This window comes from Parvibaculum sp., assembly GCF_039680535.1.
Lineage (GTDB): Bacteria > Pseudomonadota > Alphaproteobacteria > Parvibaculales > Parvibaculaceae > Parvibaculum.
In genome coordinates, this window is the sequence record NZ_JBDKSS010000013.1 from 1 (window position 1) to 17,687 (window position 17,687).

General features: G+C 62.8%; 18 protein-coding genes. 14 read left to right on the plus strand and 4 right to left on the minus strand.

The window, feature by feature from the left end:
- The 10 genes from ABFC66_RS07040 to ABFC66_RS07085 all read left to right on the plus strand — a co-directional run.
- Nucleotides 1-232 (plus strand): helix-turn-helix domain-containing protein (locus tag ABFC66_RS07040; protein ID WP_346740239.1); only part of this gene is annotated, 232 nt, incomplete at its 5' end.
- Nucleotides 233-603: 371 nt separating this feature from the next.
- On the plus strand, nt 604-768 hold the full coding sequence (locus tag ABFC66_RS07045) for a Flp family type IVb pilin (RefSeq protein ID WP_346740240.1): 165 nt from the start codon (nt 604-606) through the stop codon (nt 766-768).
- Nucleotides 769-999: 231 nt separating this feature from the next.
- On the plus strand, nt 1,000-1,509 hold the full coding sequence (locus tag ABFC66_RS07050; RefSeq protein ID WP_346740242.1) for a prepilin peptidase: 510 nt from the start codon (nt 1,000-1,002) through the stop codon (nt 1,507-1,509).
- Nucleotides 1,510-1,566: 57 nt separating this feature from the next.
- On the plus strand, nt 1,567-2,355 hold the full coding sequence (cpaB, locus tag ABFC66_RS07055) for a Flp pilus assembly protein CpaB (protein ID WP_346740243.1): 789 nt from the start codon (nt 1,567-1,569) through the stop codon (nt 2,353-2,355).
- A gap of 5 nt (nt 2,356-2,360) precedes the next feature.
- On the plus strand, nt 2,361-3,791 hold the full coding sequence (locus tag ABFC66_RS07060) for a type II and III secretion system protein family protein (RefSeq protein ID WP_346740244.1): 1,431 nt from the start codon (nt 2,361-2,363) through the stop codon (nt 3,789-3,791).
- Between the two features lie 17 nt (nt 3,792-3,808).
- Complete coding sequence (locus tag ABFC66_RS07065) at nt 3,809-4,513, plus strand: CpaD family pilus assembly protein (protein ID WP_346740245.1); 705 nt, start codon at nt 3,809-3,811, stop codon at nt 4,511-4,513.
- Nucleotides 4,510-5,787, plus strand: a complete 1,278-nt coding sequence (locus tag ABFC66_RS07070) for an AAA family ATPase (protein ID WP_346740246.1) — start codon at nt 4,510-4,512, stop codon at nt 5,785-5,787. The genes ABFC66_RS07065 and ABFC66_RS07070 overlap by 4 nt, the downstream gene beginning before the upstream one ends.
- A 16-nt stretch (nt 5,788-5,803) precedes the next feature.
- Nucleotides 5,804-7,249 carry a CpaF family protein gene (locus tag ABFC66_RS07075; protein WP_346740247.1) on the plus strand — a complete coding sequence of 482 codons (1,446 nt, stop codon included), beginning with the start codon at nt 5,804-5,806 and terminating at the stop codon, nt 7,247-7,249.
- An 11-nt stretch (nt 7,250-7,260) separates the two neighbouring features.
- A complete protein-coding gene (locus ABFC66_RS07080) occupies nt 7,261-8,244 on the plus strand; it encodes a type II secretion system F family protein (protein WP_346740248.1) in 984 nt (327 codons plus the stop codon).
- 8 nt (nt 8,245-8,252) lie between these two features.
- Nucleotides 8,253-9,221 carry a type II secretion system F family protein gene (locus tag ABFC66_RS07085; RefSeq protein WP_346740249.1) on the plus strand — a complete coding sequence of 323 codons (969 nt, stop codon included), beginning with the start codon at nt 8,253-8,255 and terminating at the stop codon, nt 9,219-9,221.
- A 71-nt stretch (nt 9,222-9,292) separates the two neighbouring features.
- Here ABFC66_RS07085 and ABFC66_RS07090 read toward each other — a convergent pair whose 3' ends face one another.
- Complete coding sequence (locus ABFC66_RS07090; protein WP_346740250.1) at nt 9,293-10,180, minus strand: tetratricopeptide repeat protein; 888 nt, start codon at nt 10,178-10,180, stop codon at nt 9,293-9,295.
- A gap of 230 nt (nt 10,181-10,410) precedes the next feature.
- Here ABFC66_RS07090 and ABFC66_RS07095 point away from each other — a divergent pair, with 230 nt between their 5' ends.
- Nucleotides 10,411-11,544 (plus strand): TAXI family TRAP transporter solute-binding subunit, encoded by a 1,134-nt coding sequence (locus ABFC66_RS07095; protein ID WP_346740251.1) that lies wholly within the window; start codon nt 10,411-10,413, stop codon nt 11,542-11,544.
- 3 nt (nt 11,545-11,547) lie between these two features.
- Here the strand turns inward: ABFC66_RS07095 and ABFC66_RS07100 are convergent, their stop codons facing one another.
- Nucleotides 11,548-12,216: a glutathione S-transferase family protein gene (locus tag ABFC66_RS07100; RefSeq protein ID WP_346740252.1), complete on the minus strand. Its 669-nt coding sequence runs from the start codon at nt 12,214-12,216 to the stop codon at nt 11,548-11,550.
- Nucleotides 12,217-12,329: 113 nt separating this feature from the next.
- Here ABFC66_RS07100 and ABFC66_RS07105 point away from each other — a divergent pair, with 113 nt between their 5' ends.
- The 3 genes from ABFC66_RS07105 (at nt 12,330) to ABFC66_RS07115 (ending at nt 15,013) form a co-directional block, all read left to right on the plus strand.
- Entirely contained in the window at nt 12,330-13,712 is a 1,383-nt protein-coding gene (locus ABFC66_RS07105; protein WP_346740253.1) for a leucyl aminopeptidase family protein, read from the plus strand.
- 87 nt (nt 13,713-13,799) lie between these two features.
- The gene (locus tag ABFC66_RS07110) at nt 13,800-14,150 is read left to right on the plus strand and encodes a MarR family transcriptional regulator (RefSeq protein ID WP_346740254.1); all 351 of its coding nucleotides are present in this window, start codon (nt 13,800-13,802) and stop codon (nt 14,148-14,150) included.
- On the plus strand, nt 14,147-15,013 hold the full coding sequence (locus ABFC66_RS07115) for an NlpC/P60 family protein (RefSeq protein WP_346740255.1): 867 nt from the start codon (nt 14,147-14,149) through the stop codon (nt 15,011-15,013). The genes ABFC66_RS07110 and ABFC66_RS07115 overlap by 4 nt, the downstream gene beginning before the upstream one ends.
- Here the strand turns inward: ABFC66_RS07115 and ABFC66_RS07120 are convergent.
- Together ABFC66_RS07120 and ABFC66_RS07125 are read right to left on the minus strand one after the other, a co-directional pair.
- Nucleotides 15,010-16,644, minus strand: a complete 1,635-nt coding sequence (locus ABFC66_RS07120; protein ID WP_346740256.1) for an ABC transporter ATP-binding protein — start codon at nt 16,642-16,644, stop codon at nt 15,010-15,012. The genes ABFC66_RS07115 and ABFC66_RS07120 overlap by 4 nt on opposite strands.
- On the minus strand, nt 16,641-17,687 hold the full coding sequence (locus ABFC66_RS07125) for an ABC transporter permease (RefSeq protein WP_346740257.1): 1,047 nt from the start codon (nt 17,685-17,687) through the stop codon (nt 16,641-16,643). Before ABFC66_RS07125 ends, ABFC66_RS07120 begins: the two co-directional genes overlap by 4 nt.

Sequence of the window (17,687 nt, forward strand, 5' to 3'; positions counted from 1 at the left end):
CGCGGAGCTTCTTGCGCTGGCGGAGCCGCGCGCACAGGGCGATGCGCGAGGGGGCCTCATCGTGCCGCGTTTGCCGCGCCATCGCGAACTCGCGGATCGTCTTTCCACCACTGAAGAAGTCGTTGCAGGCGCCATTGCCGAGCTTGTCCGCCTCGAAATCGCCGAGCGCGACTATCCGGGGCTCTGGATCAAGAACGAAGCTGCGCTGCGCCGCATCTGCGAATCTCGCTGAGGCGAGCCGACACCTTTCCCGCCAGTTGGAATCTGTTCAGCGCGCCGCGCATTGCCGGCGCGCTGACTGTCTTTTGCGCCGCTGTGCCGTCGATTAACCAATGAGTAACCGTGATTCAACTGTCAGTGTTTGGCCTGCAGATTTACGCCGAACAGGTCTTCTTCTTCGAGTGGGCGAATACTTATGGATACATGATCAATATTATAAATAGCAGCAAAATATGCCGAATTTTAGGCAACTCGAACGCGATTGTTAGTACTCAAGTAATGAAGGCGGGCTAGGCTCCTAATCAGCCCGAGAGCGGGCCATCTCCCGGCGGGGCTGAGGAGATTGATGCTGTCGAGAAGTCACATATGTGAAGGAGACTTGTAATGGGTCAGTTTCTGAAAGCTTTTGCGAAGAATGAATCCGGTGCGACCGCGATCGAATACGGCCTGATCGCCGCTGGCATCGCCGTTGCGATCGCCACGATCGTCACGACGCTGGGCACCGACCTCAACGCGAAGTTCACCGCGATCGACGACAAGCTGAAGTAAGCTTGTCCGACAGCGCGGGGTGCGCTCGTCGCACACTGTCAACGGAAAGACGCGTGAAAGCCGCCAGATCCTGGCAACGGGATCTGGCGGTTTTGTTTTTAACGCTTCGTTCACCAATGAAAGCCGCTGTTTACGCCAAATTTACGGCTCCCGTTCAATATCTGGAACGAACGGAAGAAATGTCGATCGGCAGATGTCTGCCGGTCCGCCAAAACAAATCGGGGCGTTGTTGTGCTGAGCATATTGCCGATTGTCGTTTTCGCGGCCGCGATGATCTTCGCAGGCATTCGCGATCTTACGACCATGACGATCCCGAACTGGCTGACCCTGGGTCTCGCTCTCACTTTCTTCGCCGTTGCGCCGATCGTGGGCATGCCGCTCGCTGAAGTCGGGCTGCATGCTTCGGCGGGATTTGCGTTGCTGCTGATCGGAATGGCGCTCTTCGCCATGGGCTGGATCGGCGGCGGAGACGCCAAGTTCGTGGCCGCAGCCTCTCTCTGGATCGGTTGGGGTGAAGCGCTGCCCTATCTCCTTGTCGCGAGCATCTTCGGAGGCGCGCTAACGATGCTGGTCCTCTTCTACAGAAACATGCCGCTTCCGGCCTTCCTCTTCCGCGTGAACTGGATCGCACGGCTGCATGATCGCAAGGAAGGCGTGCCCTACGGGCTCGCGCTGGCTGCGGCTGGGCTGATTGTATTTCCGGATACGGATGTCTTCCGGATGGTGATCTCTCTGGGATGAGAGTCTGAGAATGCCTTGGTGGACAGGTTTGTCGCACCGGACGAAAGGAACTGAGACGTGAACGCGGCACGCATGGGTGTGTTGATTCTGGCGGTGGTGGCGGCGGGTCTTGCGGCGCTGCTGGCGCGTGGTCTTGTCTCGCACAAGTCCGAGAAAGCCGAACCTGTCGCGGCGGCTCCCGCCGTCGAGGTGCTGGTTGCTGCTTCGAATATCGAGCGCGGCGAGCGCGTAACGGCAGGCAGTCTGCGCTGGCAGGCATGGCCCGATGGGCCGGTCGCCCCTGAACTTGTCACGAAGGCTGCGAAGCCCAATGCCATCGACCAGTTCGCAGGCAGCGTCGCGCGCGCCACGTTGTCGAACGGCGAACCGATCATCGAGACGAAGCTGGTCAGCCTGGACAAGGGCGGCTTCATGTCCGCACTGATCGCGCCGGGCATGCGGGCCGTCGCTGTTCCCGTTGCCGCGGAAACGAGCGCCGGCGGCTTCATCCTCCCTAACGATCATGTCGATGTGATCTTGACCCATAAGGTCCGTGAGGGCGGGGTCGAAGGCAAGGACATTGCCCGAGCGGAAACGATTCTTCGCAATGTTCGCGTCCTCGCCGTCGATCAGCGTTTCAAGGAAGAAGGTGATCAGGCGACTGTCGGCCGGACGGCGACGCTCGAACTGAGCGGCCAGCAGGTCGAGGTGCTCGCGGCCGCGCAGGTCGATGGCAGCGTTTCGCTCTCTCTCCGGAGCATTGCCGAGGCCGACAAGGCGGTCCCCGACGATACGACCGCCAAAACCGAAAGTGCGATGATCCGGGTCGTGCGGTACGGCGCGGAAAAAACGGTGCGGGTGAGGTGAGCGTCATGGGTATGGTCACAGGCAAGATCATGAGCATTCTGCGCGCAAGCCGCCTGCTGGTGACGATTTTTGCTGCTTTCGTTGTCGCTGTTCCCGCAAATGCGGCGGTGAGCAATGCGGACTATGTCAGGATTGAGACCGGCGGTTCCGGAAAGACATCGCGCTCGGTGGTGCTCGGTCTGAACAAGGCTGCCATCGTCGAGTTGCCCGTTGCCGCGCGTGACGTTCTCGTCTCGGACCCCAAGGTCGTCGACGCCGTGGTGCGCTCTGCGACGCGCACCTATCTCATCGGTCTCACCGTCGGGCAGACCAATGCCTTTTTCTTCAATGACAAGGGGCAGCAGATTCTAAACCTCGAAATCCGCGTCGAGCGCGACCTCACCGGACTTCGCGATGCGCTCCGTCACTATTTCCCCGACGCGAAAGTCGATGTTCAGGCGATGAACGATCACATCGTTCTGTCGGGCACGGTGGCCAACGCGAGCGACGCCGACAAGGCGCGCGATCTCGCGGAACGCTATGTCGGCAAGACAGAGCAGGTGCTGAACATGCTTGCCGTCGAAGGCAAGGAGCAGGTCATGCTGAAGGTGACCGTTGCGGAAATGCAGCGCAATGTCATCAAGCAGCTCGGTATCGATCTTTCGGCCGTCGGTAATATCGGCAACCTTGCTGTGAAGGTCGCCACCGACAATCCCTTCACCATCCAGGGTGGCCAGGTTGGCGGTCTTTCGACGGCAGGCACGAGCCTCACCGCGGGCAACACCACAATCGGCGCGGCGCTCAAGGCGCTCGAGGAGAATGGCCTCGTTCGCACGCTTGCGGAGCCCACGCTCACGGCTATCTCGGGCGAAGGCGCCAAGTTCCTCGCGGGCGGCGAGTTCCCGATCCCGGTTTCGAAGGATCAGCAGGGCAACATCACCGTCTCGTACAAGCCCTTCGGTGTCGGCCTCGCCTTCACGCCGGTCGTCCTCAGCGAAGGCCGGATCAGTCTCAAGATTTCCACCGAGGTCAGCGAGTTGACGACGTCGGGTGCAATCGTGGCGCAGGGCATGAGCATTCCCGGCCTCAATGTGCGCCGGGCCGAAACGACACTCGAACTTCCCTCCGGCGGGTCTCTGGTCATGGCGGGCCTCCTCTCCGACAAGACGAAGCAGAACATCGACGGTGTGCCCGGAGCGAAGGATGTGCCCGTTCTCGGCGCGCTCTTCCGGAGTCGGGATTACCAGAAGAACGAGACAGAACTCGTCGTCGTCGTGACGCCCTATATCGTCGACCCGACGAACCGCAAGAAGATCGCGCTGCCGACGGATGGTTACGCCCCGGCCAGCGACATGGACACGGTGCTGATGGGCCGGCTTAACGCGACCTACGGCACCAACGGAAATGCGCCGACGGACAAGAAGTTGAAGGGCCCGGTCGGGTTCGTGGTGGATTGATGGGAGCCGTGGACAAAATGAGTCATATGCTGTCCTTCCGTATTGTGCGGCACGTGCTGCCCGCCGCCATCGCCCTTTCGGTCGCCGGCTGCGCAGGTGGATTCAACGGGGCCGAAATGGCCTATCAGGAAGCTGAATACCGCCATCCGATCTCGGTCGATCGCGATGTGCCGACGCTGAGCGTTCCCGCGCCGCGCTCGAAAGCGGGCCTTACCGATCAGGAACGCCATGATGTGGCCGCCTTCGCCGCCGCTTACAAGGAGCGCGGACATGGAGCGCTGACCGTGTCGACGCCGTCCGGTTCCGCCAACACCACGACGGCGATGAACGTGCTCGTCGATATTCGCGACACGCTGTCGGACAAGGGCGTTTCGGCGGATGCGGTGAGCTACACCTCCTATCGGGCGTCGGCATCCAGCGCGGAGGCGCCGATCATTCTTTCCTACAATCGCTATGTCGCAACGCCGAGCGCCTGCGGAGACTGGTCGACCGACTACGCGAATGACCCGGCCAATGGTGTGCCACCCAATTTCGGTTGCGCCAGCCAGAACAATCTCGCCGTGCTCGTCGCCGATCCGGGCGATCTGGTTGCGCCGCGTGACATGACGCCAAGGGACGCGCAGCGTTCGACGGAAGTCCTGAGAAAATATCGCAAGGGTGAAGTCACTGCGACAAAGCGTGACGAACACGACTCTGCAGCGGTGAGTGAGGTCAGCAAATGAGCACAGCGCGTAAGCAAGCGATGGAAGCACCGCCGATGCCGGAAGAGGATAGCCCCTCGCCGGTCATGAAGCCCGTGCCCCGGATCACGATCCATGCTTTCTGTGAGCTGCCCGAGACCGGGAGCACCATCCAGCGCGCCGGTGAAGACCGGCGCCTCGCCAAGGCGCATCTGACGGTTCACATGGGTGGCATCAAGGCGGCTGTCGAGCAGTATCAGCAGAACGGAACGCCCAATCTCATTCTCGTCGAGACGAAACGCGGTGGCGCAGAGCTGTTTTCCGATCTCGCCGCGCTTGCTGAAGTCTGCGATGCGGGCACGAAGGTCGTTGTTGTCGGCCATCTGAACGATGTCTCCGTCTATCGCGAGATGATCCGCCAGGGCGTCAACGAGTATCTGGTGACTCCGCTTCAGCCGATGCAGATCGTCGAGGCGGTATCGCGCCTCTATGCCGATCCGGATGCACCGCCTATCGGCCGGTCCATCGCCTTCATGGGCGCAAAGGGCGGTACGGGTTCGAGCACCATCGCGCATAATGTCGGCTGGTGCATTTCCACCCGCATGCAGGAAGATGTGATCATCACCGATCTCGATCTTCCTTTCGGCACCGCCGGCCTCGACTTCAATCAGGATCCGGCGCAAGGCATCGCGGATGCGCTGACGACGCCCGAACGTCTCGACGATGTGCTTCTCGATCGCCTCCTGGTGAAGTGCTCGGATCATCTGAGCCTCTTCGCGGCACCCGCAGTGCTCGACCGCGAGTTCGATATGGATGGCGAAGCGTGTGAGTCCGTGCTTGAGATCGTGCGTTCGACGGTGCCTTGCGTCGTCATAGACCTGCCGCATGTCTGGTCCGGCTGGACGAAGAAGCTGCTTCTGGCGGCGGACGATATCGTCATCACGGCGACGCCGGATCTCGCAAGCCTGCGCAACACCAAGAACATCATCGATCTGGCGAGGCAGCTGCGCGCCAATGATGCCATCCCACATGTGGTCATCAATCAGGTCGGCGTACCGAAGCGGCCCGAAATCCCGGTGAAGGATTTTGCGCAGGCAATCGGTGTCGAACCGACGCTGGTTCTGCCCTTCAATCCGGCGCTTTTCGGCACGGCGGCAAATAACGGCCAGATGGTCGAGGAACTCGATCCCAAGGGCAAGACGACGGAAGGCTTCCGCTTTCTCGCCAAGCAGCTCTGCGGCCGTCAGGCGGAGCCTGCCAAGCCTGCCGGTTCCTCGATCTTCCCATTCCTGAAGCGGCTGACCCGCAAGGGCTGATCCGGAGGAGTAACGCGTGTTTGGACGGCGCAACGATACCCAGTCGGCTCCCCGCAAGCCTGTCGCTCCCGCGCCAGCGAGCGCGGCGCCGACGGCCGAGGTGGCTTCCGCAGCGGCGGTAAAGCCCGCTGCGGCGCGCAATGCGACGCCTCCAGCACCGCCGCGCGCGAAGCCTGCGGACACGCGCTCGGAAAACTACTACCAGATCAAGACGACGATCTTTAATGCGCTGATCGATACGATCGACCTCACGCAGCTCGCGCAGCTCGATTCTGAAAGCGCACGCGAAGAGATCCGTGACATCGTCAACGAGATCCTGTCGATCAAGAATGTCGTCATGTCGATTTCCGAGCAGGAAGCCCTGCTTCAGGACATCTGCAACGACGTTCTGGGCTACGGCCCTCTGGAGCCGCTGCTCGCCCGCGACGACATCGCGGACATCATGGTCAATGGCGCAGATCGCACCTTCATCGAAGTCGGCGGCAAGGTCGAGCTGACCAATGTTCGCTTCCGCGACAACAGCCAGCTGATGAACATCTGTCAGCGCATCGTGAGCCAGGTCGGCCGCCGCGTCGACGAAGCAAGCCCGATCTGCGACGCGCGCTTGCCCGACGGTAGCCGCGTCAACGTCATCGTGCCGCCGCTGGCGATCGACGGCCCCGCGCTCACCATTCGTAAGTTCCGCCGCGACAAGCTCACTCTGCAGAATCTCGTCGAGTACAAATCGATTTCGCAAGAAGGCGCGGAAGTTCTGGGCATCATCGGCAAGGTGCGCTGCAATGTCCTGATCTCCGGCGGTACGGGCTCCGGCAAGACGACGCTTCTCAATTGCCTTACGGCCCATATCGATACCGACGAGCGCGTCATCACCTGCGAAGACGCGGCCGAATTGCAGCTTCAGCAGCCCCATGTGGTGCGTCTGGAAACAAGGCCGCCGAACCTTGAAGGCCAAGGTCAGATCACCATGACGGAACTCGTGCGCAACTGCCTGCGCATGCGTCCCGAACGTATCATCGTCGGCGAGGTTCGTGGGCCTGAGGCATTCGACCTCTTGCAGGCGATGAACACCGGCCATGACGGCTCGATGGGAACGCTCCACGCGAACAGCCCGCGCGAAGCCCTGTCGCGTCTCGAAAGCATGATCACCATGGGCGGCTACAATCTGCCCTCGAAGACCATTCGCGAGATGATCACCGGATCGATCGACGTCATCATTCAGGCCGCGCGTCTGCGCGACGGCTCGCGTCGCATCACTCACATCACCGAAGTTCTCGGCACGGAAGGCGACGTCATCATCACGCAGGATCTCTTTGTCTATGACATCGAGGGCGAAGACGAGACCGGCAAGCTGAAGGGCAAGCACAAGTCCACGGGTATCGCCCGGCCGGCTTTCTGGGATCGCGCGCGTTATTACAACCAGCACCATGCGCTTGCTGCTGCGCTTGATCGCGCTCAAGGCTGAGGAGCGACACCATGGACCAGACAACTCTTCTCGTGATCGGTATCGCCATGCTGGCCGCAATCTGCATCGGCGGGCTGGGCTTCGCCTTTGTCGGCGGCGACAACAAAACTTCGAAGCGTATGGCCCGCGTTGCCGGCAATGAGCGCGGCCGCGGACGGTCGGCGGAGTCGGAGGCGGATGGCGCCGACAAGCGGCGCAAGCAGGTTCAGGAAACGCTGAAGACCATCGAGCAGCGCCAGAAAGCGCAGCAGAAGGTCACGCTTCGCCTGCGTCTCGATCGTGCCGGCCTGGAGATGACCCCGCGCAACTTCTACATGCTGAGCGCGATTTCGGGTCTGGTCTGCGCGGCACTCGTCATGTTCATGGGCTATTCGCCTCTGATCGGCATTGGAGCGGCCTTTGCGGGCGGTTTCGGCCTGCCGCGCTGGGTTCTTGCGATTATCACGTCGCGGCGCCAGAAGGCGTTTCTGGAAGAATTCGCCAACGCGATCGACGTGATCGTGCGCGGCGTCAAGGCAGGTCTCCCGATCAACGATTGCCTCAGGATCATTGCCATGGAATCGGCCGAGCCGGTGCGGACCGAATTCCGGGATCTCGTCGAGGGACAGCGCGTCGGCGTCACGCTCGACCAGGGGCTTTCAAAGGTCTTTGAGCGCGTACCTCTTGCCGAGGTGAATTTCTTCCAGATCGTTCTCGCCATCCAGCAGAAGACGGGCGGCAATCTCGCTGAGGCGCTGAGCAACCTTTCGAAGGTGCTGCGCGACCGCAAGCGCATGCGCGCCAAGATCGTCGCGATCTCCCAGGAGGCGAAGTCCTCCGCGGCGATCATCGGCATTCTGCCGCCGGGCGTCATGAGCATTCTCTATTTCTCGGCGCCCACTTATCTCGAACCGCTCATTACCACGCGGCCCGGTCACATGATCATCGTCGGCGGCCTGTGCTGGATGGGCATCGGCGTTCTCGTCATGCGCAAGATGATCAACTTCAACTTCTGAGGCGCGCCATGTACTACATGATTGCAGACGCATTCAATGTCGAGAACGGCGTGATGCTTCTGGTCGCTGTTGCGGCTTTCGCGACCATCCTGACCTTGGCCATGCCATTGCTGCAGACCGACAAGCTCGGTGCGCGCATGAAGGCTGCTGCGACGGAGCGCGAGGCGCTGCGCCAGCGTCACCGTGAGCAGATGCAGATGGAGAAGAACCGTCTGCGTCAGACACCGAAGGGCTTTACGAAGCAGATCGTCGAGAAATTCGCGCATGCGCGCATGCTCGAAAACGAAGAAGTGAAAGAAAAGCTTCGTCAGGCGGGCTTTCGCGGGCAGGGGCCTATCTACACCTTCGTCTTCTTCCGCTTCGTCATGCCGCCGGTCCTCTTTCTGGTCGTGCTTGGCTACCTTCATTTCGTCAACAGCTTTGGCCAGGGGACGATGGGACGTCTCTTTCTTGCCGGAGCCGGCGCCTTCTTCGGCTTCTATCTACCGAATGTCTTCGTGCAGAACGTGATCTCGCGGCGGCAGGAATCGATCAAGAAAGCCTTCCCCGATGCGCTTGACCTTCTGCTGATCTGCGTCGAATCCGGCATGTCGGTCGAGGCGGCGTTCCAGAAAGTCGCCAATGAAGTCGGCAGCCAGTCCGTCGAGCTTGCAGAGGAACTCACCGTGACGACGGCCGAGCTTTCCTATCTGCCCGAAAGACGCAAGGCCTATGAGAACCTGGCGCGGCGCACGGGGCTCGACGGCGTGAAGGCGGTGGTGACAAGCCTCATTCAGGCAGAGCGCTACGGTACGCCGCTTGGAACGGCGCTCCGCGTCATGGCGCAGGAAAATCGTGACATGCGCATGATGGAGGCCGAGAAGAAAGCCGCGGCGCTGCCGCCGAAGCTGACCGTGCCGATGATCGCCTTCTTCCTGCCTGTGCTCTTCTGCGTCATTCTCGGCCCGGCGGTCATCAAGGTGCTGCACCTCGCCTGAGCGGCAAGGGCGCTATCGGCAATAAAAAGGCGCCTCGCGAGGCGCCTTTTTCATGTTCGGATTTCGCTCCGTCAGTGGAGCGAGGTGGTGGTCGCCGGCGGCATTTCGGAGACCTGATCCGCCGCTGCGCTCGCTGCCGGCTTGTCCAGCTGTTCCATCTGCTTCCAGAGCGCGGGCTGAGTCAGCATTTCGCGCAGGTAAGCGATGTTGTTCTCCGCGACTTCCGGCGGAAGATCGGCGCGGGCGATGCGCGAGGCTTCATCGAAATTGCCCTTGAGACCGAGCACGACGACGAGATTCTGTCGCGCGCTGGCGGTCGCGCGGGGGTCGGCAACTGCCTGCCTCAACGTCTGTTCCGCATGATCGAGATCGCCCTGCAGGGCGTAGGAGAGGCCGAGATTGGTAAGGACGGAGGGATTGCCCGGATCGAGCTTCAGCGCCGCCTTGTATTTCTCCTGCGCCTCGCCATAGCGGCCTGTCTGGTCGAGCGCGACGCCGGCGGCCGAGAGGATCGTCCAATCCTTCGGCGCGAGCTCGGCGGCCCGGTTCAGCACCGGTACGGCCTGATCGGCGTGACCGCTCGCGGCCAGCACCTTGCCATACTCGGCCTGCACTTCCGCGCTCTCGCCGTGAAGAGCCTTGGCGCGCTGCATGACGGTTCCGGCCTGATCGATGGAGCCTATCTGGCGCAGCGCCTTGGAATAGTTGACCGCAGTGTCGGGATCGTCTTCCTGGCGCTCGTAGAGATTGCCCCAATAGGCGGCAGCCGAGACGTAATCTTCCGTCTTGGTCGAGGTGATCGCCGCTTCGCGCAGCGCCGCGGCGTCTTTCGTGGAGGTTCCGCTGCTTGCGGCCTTGTCCGGCGACGACTGGCTGGCCTTGCTTGCGTCGGCGCTCGGACCGTCGGTCGTGGCGCAGGCCGAAAGCGCGAGCGCCGCTGCGAGAGCGGTCGACGCCATGAGAAGCCGGGTTGTCCTCATGCGGACTCTGGATTTCGTGATTTTGTCCATAGGTCTATGTGCCCTGACTTGGACCTCTACTGATCGAGGCGATTTTGACCGAGCACCGGTCAAGAAAGCCTTAATTATAAGTTTCGGCGGATTGCCTCGCTTTTCGGCGCTACTCTGGCAAGCTGACGGTAGCGTCGGGGACGATGCTGCCTGGAAGATGGAGAGGGGAGGCGTAGCGGATGGACCTCTGGTCGAGCCTCATGAACCGGATGCGGGAGGCCGTGAAGCATCCGCTTGCCGGATGGGCCATCGGCGGCGCTGTGGCGGTCCTGATCGCGGGTTTTCTCGCCCTGCTTTATGAGCGCGCACCCGTCGCCCTCGACGAGGGCGGGGAAAAGATCACCTTCATCCGCATCGGCGCGGGCGCTTCCGACAGTCCATATTTTGGCCTCGGCCGCAGGCTCGCGGCGATCATCAGCCGTCCGCCGGATGCGGGGCCTTGCGAGCCGGCGAGTCCCTGCGGTGTCGAGGGGCTCGTGGCGGTCGTCAAGTCCTCGGCAGGTTCGGTTGCGAATGTGCGGGCGGTCAGCGCCGGGCATTTCGAGTCGGCCCTCGTTCGTTCGACAACGCTCGTCGAGGCGTGGCGCGCGTCGGGGCCCTTCGGCGGCGAAAGGCGTCTCGCCAATCTGCGGGCAATCGCGGGCATTCGCCGGGAGGCCGTGCATCTCGTCGCGAGCCGCGGCGCGAACATTCGTTCGATGGCCGATCTCGCGGGCAAGCGCGTATCGCTCGGCGGGAAAGGGTCCGGGACGGCCGATGTCGCTCTGGCCATCCTGCGTGGCTATGGTTTGACGGCGAAGAATGTCGAACTGTTTCGCGAGGACCCCGAGCGCGCATCGGACATGATGCTCCACGGACAGCTGGACGCATTCTTCCTGATCGCGGCGGTCCCCGACCCCCTTGTCGCCGATCTCGCTGCGCGAGGCACGATCGATCTCGTTCCCATAGATGGCGAGGCGACGGCAAGGCTCATCGAATCTCATGGCGAATTGAGCGCCGCACATATCGAAGGGGAGGCGTATCGGTTCATGCCTGCCCTCGATACGCTGGCCCTTGGCGCGGTCTGGATCTGCAATGCAAATGCCGATAGCGCCGTGGTTCACGATATGACGAAGGCTCTGTTCGAACCGGGCAATCGGGAGTTCCTTCCGGCTGCCGATGAAGCGCCGCCCCTGCCGAAGAAACATGACAAGGCGGCGGAGGAGGCGCTCCGACGCCAGCTCATGGCTGAAGCGGTCGCCAATCTCCCGATCCCGCTCCACCCGGGAGCCGCCCGCTTCTATCGCGAGGAGGGCGTGCTGCCGGAGAAGTGATGCTCAGGCGCGGGCGGCCATTTCGCGCCTTGCGCCTTCTTCCCATTCGAGGAAGGCGGGGAGCGCCAGCAGGCGATCCATGTAGGTCTTCGCAAGTCCGTCATCGCCGAGCTTTGCGAGGTCGACGCCATAGGTGCGGAAGCGCGTCGCCACCGGCACATACATCGCGTCGGCGATGGTGAAGTGGCCGAAAAGGAATCCGTCATCCACCTTTGCCTGGCGCCCATAGCGGCTGCGTAGCGTGCGCCAGATGTCCGCGATGCGCCGTGCATGACCGAGCGCGCCTTCGCTGTGCCCTTCGCCTGGATGGCGATTGATGATGTCCATGGGCATGTCGCGGCGGAGGTCCGTGAAGCCCGAATGCATTTCGCAAGCCGCGCTCCGCGCCTGCGCTCGTTCAAGCAGGTCTGTCGGCCAGAGCGTCTTCTCGGGGAAGAGGTCGGCGAGGGTTTCGCAGATGGCGAGGGAGTCGGAAACGATGTTGCCGTCCCACTTGAGCACCGGAACGAGGCCCGACGGCGAATGCGAAAGCGCCTGTGCCTTGGTGTCTTCCTGACGCAGGCGGATATGCGCTTCGCGGAAGGGAATGCCCGCAACCTTCATGAGTATCCAGGGCCGCAGGCTCCAGGTCGACCAGTTCTTGTCGCCGATGACGAGTTCGAAATCCTGCATTCCGCTCTCCCCTTTCCTTGCATCCCTGCGCCCGAACCGGCGCCCGTTGCGGCTAATCCTTCCACTCTATAAGGTTTCGGCTGCGCGAACGCGACGCCATTATTGGACCAGCCATGCTTGAAATCTTCGTCACGAAAAAGGATGCCGCCGCGACGCCGGTCTGGCTGGTGCGGTCGGCCGATCTGAACAACTGGGCGGCCGAGCATGCGGGGGCAGGCGCCGCCTGGGTCGAGACGTCGGGATTCAAGGCGGAAGCGGGCAAGGTGCTGCTGCTGCCGGATGGCTCGGGCGGATTGTCTGGCGCAATCCTCGGGATCGGCGATGGGTCCGATCCCTTCGTCACCGGCGCCCTGGCGACCGTGCTGCCCGTCCAGACCTATCGCCTCGTGGGGGCGCTTGGCGAGACACCCGAAAAAGCCGCGCTTGGCTTCGCGCTCGGTACCTATGCTTTCACGCGCTATAGCGGCAAGACGCGCGAATTTCCGCGCCTCGTTCTGCCGGAAGGGGTCGATGGCGAAGAGGTGAGCCGCGTCGCGCGAGCCATTTTCCTCGTGCGCGATCTCATCAACACGCCGACGAACGACATGAGCCCCGCCGATCTCGCCGCCGCCGTTGAAGCGGTTGCCGAGGCTCACGATGCGAAGGTGAGCGTGATCGAGGGCGACGAGCTTCTCGAACGCAATTATCCGATGATCCATGCGGTGGGGCGCGCGGCTGCCGTCGCGCCGCGGCTGATCGATCTGACCTGGGGGCGGTTCGATGCGCCCAAGGTCACGCTGGTGGGTAAGGGCGTCTGCTTCGACACGGGCGGCCTCGACCTCAAGCCGTCGAGCGCCATGCTGCTGATGAAAAAGGACATGGGAGGCGCCGCCAATGTGCTGGCGCTCGCCGCGCTTGTCATGGGGGCGAAGCTCGATGTCCGGCTGCGTGTGCTGATCCCGGCCGTCGAGAACAGCGTGGCGGGCGACGCTTTCCGTCCGGGCGACATTCTCAGAAGCCGCAAGGGCCTCACCGTCGAGATCGGCAATACCGACGCGGAAGGCCGTCTCGTGCTCGCCGATGCATTGGCCGACGCGGACGCCGAAGAGCCGGAACTGCTCATCGACATGGCGACGCTGACGGGCGCGGCGCGCACCGCGCTCGGCCCCGATCTGCCGCCCTTCTATACGGATGACGATGTGCTTGCCGCCGAGATCGCGGCGGCCGCGGCATCCGAGGCCGATCCGCTCTGGCGCATGCCGCTTTGGCAGCCTTACGACAGCTCGATCGATAGCAAGATCGCCGACGTCAACAATGCGGGTGACAGTCCCTTTGCCGGTTCGATAACCGCGGCGCTTTTCCTGCGCCGCTTCGTCGGGAGCGCCAAGTCCTGGGTCCATTTCGACATCTATGGCTGGGCGCCGAAGCCGAAGCCCGGTCGTCCCGTGGGCGGCGAGGCGCAGGCCATTCGCGCGCTCTATACCGTGTTGAAGGATCGCTTCGCGCCTCCCGCATGATCGCGGGGCGCCCAAAATCATTTCCGCTTTTTCCGGCTGCGCTCTAGACTGATCCGGGGCCGAAACGGATCTGGGGGCACAAAGCCGATGACGCTGGAATTGAAGCCGGTGCAGGCGCTCGCACTGTGGCAGGACGTGGTTCTGGAAACCGTCCGGCGCGAGGGGCCCGATCTTTCCTCGCGGCAGTTCGCGATCCTCCTCACCGTCTATCTCACTTCGCCGCCGCATACCGTGCGCGGGCTCGCGGGCACCCTCAATGTGTCGAAGCCCGCCATTACCCGTGCGCTCGATGCGCTGGGGCAGCTCGATCTTCTGAAGCGCAAGCGCGACGAGGCGGACCGCCGCAACGTGCTGGTGCAGCGCACCGTGAAGGGCTCCGTCTTTCTGCGCGACTTTGCCGATCTCGTCACCTCCGTCGCCGGGAGGCTCGAGGCATGAGCCGCGCCACCGGACCAGACCGCCGCATCAATCCCTATCGCGACGACATTGCCGCCGCCTATCTGCGCGGCGAGGTGAAGTCGGATCGCTTCGTCGATGGTGAAGACCGGCAGGTGAAGCTGCCTTGCGTGCCGCTGTTGCAACGTCCCGACGCGGATGCGCCGATGGATACGCAGCTTCTCTTCGGCGAAAATTTCCGCGTCTATGAAGAAAGGGGCGGGTTCGCATGGGGACAGTCCGCGCATGACGATTATGTCGGCTATGTCGATGCGAAGGCATTGGCGCCGCATCCCTACAAGCCCAGCCATGTCGTGGCCGCGCTGCGCACCTTCGTCTATCCGCGCGCCGATCTCAAAAGCAGGCCCGCGACGCCGCTCGCTCTCAACGCCAAGGTGAAGGTCGTCGGCGCGAAGGGCGACTTCAGTGAAATCGAGCGCGGCGGCTGGATATTCACGGCGCATCTCGCGCCGGTGGACGCCTTCGTGCGCGATTTCGTTTCCGTCGCAGAGGAGCATCTTGGCGCGCCCTATCTCTGGGGCGGGCGCGAAAGCACAGGCGTCGATTGTTCGGGCCTTGTTCAGGCATCGCTGGAGCGGGCGGGCATTTCCTCCTTGCGCGACACCGACATGCAAGAGGCGACGCTGGGCGAGCGCCTTCCGGAGCCCATCGATTTCACGACGCTTGCGCGTGGCGATCTCGTTTTCTGGAAGGGCCATGTCGGCATCATGGTGGATGCGGAACGCATGATCCATGCGAGCGGCTTCCAGATGCGCGTCGTGATCGAGCGGCTCGACATCGCCATGGCGCGGATCTCGCGCACGGCAGGCCATGTGACCACAATCAGGCGGCTGCCCCGGCGCTAGGTCGCGACGATGCCTTCGGGCGCGGTCCTGAGTTCGAAGGCGGCGGAGAGCAGCGCCTTCGTGTAGTCGCTTTTCGGCTGCTCGAAAATCTCGTCCGCCGTGCCGCTTTCCACCACCTTGCCGCCGCGCATCACGATGATGTCGTCGGAGAGCGCGCGCACGACGCGCAGGTCGTGGCTGATGAAGAGATAGGCGAGATTGTGCCTGCGCTGCAGCTCTCGCAGCAGATCGACGATCTGCGCCTGTACCGACATGTCGAGCGCGGAGGTCGGCTCGTCCAGCATGACGAAGCGTGGCTTCAACGCCATGGCGCGGGCAATGGCGATGCGCTGGCGCTGGCCGCCGGAGAATTCATGCGGATAGCGGTCCTGCATGGCGGGGTCGAGGCCGACTTCCTCCAGCGCCTTCGAGACGATGGCGCGGCGCTCTTTCGCGGTCGCGCCGATCTTCTGGACGATCAATCCTTCCTCGACGATCTGGCTGATCGACAGGCGAGGAGAGAGCGAACCGTAGGGGTCCTGAAAGACGATCTGCATGTGGCGGCGAAGCGGGCGGAGTTCCTTCGACCTCAGCGCGTCGATCGCCTGCCCCTGAAAGCGGATACTGCCCTCGCTCGAAATGAGGCGCAGCAGCGCAAGGCCGAGCGTCGTCTTGCCCGAGCCGGACTCGCCGACGATGCCGATGGTGCGCCCTTCGCGCACGGAAATCGAAACGCCGTCCACCGCCTTCACATGCCCGACCGTCTTTCTGAGGAAACCCGCCTTGATCGGAAACCAGACCTTCAGATCGTCGGCTTCCATGATGAGCGGGCCGTCCTTGGGCGCGCCGAGCGCGCGGCCCTTGGGCTCCGAGGCGAGAAGGCGTTGCGTATAGGCGTGTTTCGGATGGGTAAAAACGTCTTCGGTCGCTCCGCGCTCGACGATCTCGCCGCCGGTCATCACGAAGACGCGGTCGGCCATCTTTCGCACGATGCCGAGATCATGCGTGATGAGGAGAAGGGCCATGCCCATTTCGCGCTTGAGATCGTTCAGCAGTTCGAGGATCTGCGCCTGCACCGTCACGTCGAGCGCCGTCGTCGGCTCGTCGGCGATGAGAAGATCGGGCTCGTTGGCGAGCGCCATGGCGATCATCACGCGCTGGCGCTGACCGCCGGAAAGCTCATGCGGATAGGCGCCGAGCCGCGTTTCGGGATCGGGAATGCCGACCTTTGTGAGGAGTTCGAGCACGCGGGCGCGGACGGCTGCGCCTCGTAGTCCCTTGTGCAGCGTCAGCACTTCGCCCACCTGGCGCTCGATCGTGTGCAGCGGATTGAGCGAGGTCATGGGCTCCTGAAAGACCATGGTGATGCGGTCGCCGCGCACCTTGCGCAAGTCCGGCTCGCTCGCGCCGACGAGATTCTTTCCCTCGAAAATGATTTCGCCCGAGGGGTGCGACGCCTGCGGATAGGGCAGAAGCTGGAGGATCGAGAGCGCGGAGACGGATTTCCCCGAGCCCGACTCGCCCACCAGCGCGACGGTCTCGCCCGGCATGATGTCGAAGGAGATGCGGTCGACGGCGAGCGTTTCCGTCCCGTCGCTGCGGAATGCGACGGAAAGGTCTTTCACTTCGACGAGTGGTTTCGTCTCGCTCATTCGAGCACCTTGCGCGGATCGAAGGCGTCGCGCACCGCCTCGCCGATGAAGATCAACAGGCTCAGCATGATCGCGATGGAGAAGAAGCCGGTGAGGCCGAGCCAGGGCGCCTGAAGGTTCGCCTTGCCCTGCGCCAGCAATTCGCCGAGCGAGGCCGATCCGGGCGGCAGGCCGAACCCCAGAAAATCGAGCGAGGTCAGCGTCGTGATCGATGAGTTGAGGATGAAGGGCATGAAGGTGATCGTCGCGACCATCGCGTTGGGCAGCAGATGCTTGAAGATGATGACGCCGTCGCCAAGTCCGAGCGCGCGCGCGGCCTTCACATATTCGAAATTGCGCCCGCGCAGGAATTCAGCGCGAACGAGGCCGACAAGCGACGTCCAGTTGAAGGCGAGCAGGATGCCGAGCAAGAGCCAGAAGCTCGGCTCGAACATGGCCGCGAGGATGATGAGCAGATAGAGCGTCGGCACGCTGGTCCAGATTTCGATGAAACGCTGGAAGAGAAGATCGGTCCAGCCGCCGAAATAGCCCTGCACGGCGCCGGCGGCGACGCCGATCACCGAGGATGCGGCTGCGAGGATAAGTCCGAAGAGAACCGAGATGCGGAAGCCATAGATGAGGCGCGCCGCGACATCGCGGCCCTGATCGTCCGTACCGAGCCAGTTCTCGGAGGAAGGCGGCGCGGGTGCTGGGACCGGCAGGTTGAGGTTGATGGTCCGGTAGTCGTAGCGGATGAGCGGCCAGACGATATGTCCGCCCGCATCCGCGATCAGCTTCTGCACATAGGGATCGCGGTAATCCGCCGCCGTCTCGAACTCGCCGCCGAATGTCGTTTCCGGATAGGAAACGAAGACCGGCGCATAGATGCCGCCCTTGAAGGAGATGAAAAGCGGCCGGTCATTGGCGATGAATTCGGCGAAGAGCGAGATGAAGAACAGCGCAAGGAAAAGCCACAGGCTCCAGTAGCCGCGCCTGTTCGCCCTGAAGTTGCGCCAGCGCCGCTTGTTGATCGGGCTGAGGATGAAGCGCCTTCCGAATGGCAT